The organism is Staphylococcus sp. NWU MK-U1, assembly GCF_033283505.1.
Lineage (GTDB): Bacteria > Bacillota > Bacilli > Staphylococcales > Staphylococcaceae > Staphylococcus > Staphylococcus haemolyticus.
This window is the reverse complement of sequence record NZ_JAVSMG010000021.1, coordinates 1-667: the sequence shown is the minus strand read 5'-3', so window position 1 is coordinate 667 and position 667 is coordinate 1. Positions and strand designations below refer to the sequence as shown.

The window sequence follows — 667 nt, the reverse complement described above, 5'->3', positions numbered from 1 at the left end:
AGAGCGAACCTTCTCTTGTTCAGTAAGTACCCTCTATCGCCGGTTTAAGACGGGAGAATTCAATGTTTTACATTTACCGATGCAAGGAAAACGAAAACCAAATGGTTATAAGGAAAAACGTGGAAAACAGGCATTCAAAAGAAATATTTCTGAGCGTAAAAAAGATTATGTCGTTTTCGAAGAAGAATTTGGACATTTAGAGGGTGATACGATTGTCGGCATCCACCATAAAAGTGCCGTCATCACACTCGTTGAGCGACTTTCAAAAGCCATTATCGCCTTGAAACCAGAAGGCCGTAAGGCAGTTGATATTGAAAATTCGATTAATGAATGGCTTCAATCCGTACCCAAAAATCTTTTCAAATCAATTACCTTTGATTGTGGAAAAGAATTCTCTAATTGGAAAAGTATTAGTAATACGAATGATATTGATATTTATTTCGCAGACCCAGGAACGCCTTCCCAACGGGGATTAAATGAACATTCAAACGGACTCCTCCGAAAAGATGGACTACCAAAAGAAATGGACTTCAACCAAGTCAATCAAGGATTCATCTCATCCGTTGCGTCCAAAAGAAACCATATCCCTAGAAAATCACTAAATTACCAAACACCATTAGAAGTTTTTTTGAGTTACGTAAATGGAAAGTTTTGTCTCGCTTAATTT

At 37.5% G+C, this 667-nt stretch carries 1 protein-coding gene; it reads left to right on the top strand.

The genetic code is table 11. From position 1 onward, the window contains the following. On the top strand, positions 1-664 hold a 664-nt coding region (locus tag SBL16_RS12130), incomplete at its 5' end, for an IS30 family transposase (protein WP_104885312.1). Between the last annotated feature and the right edge of the window lie 3 nt (positions 665-667).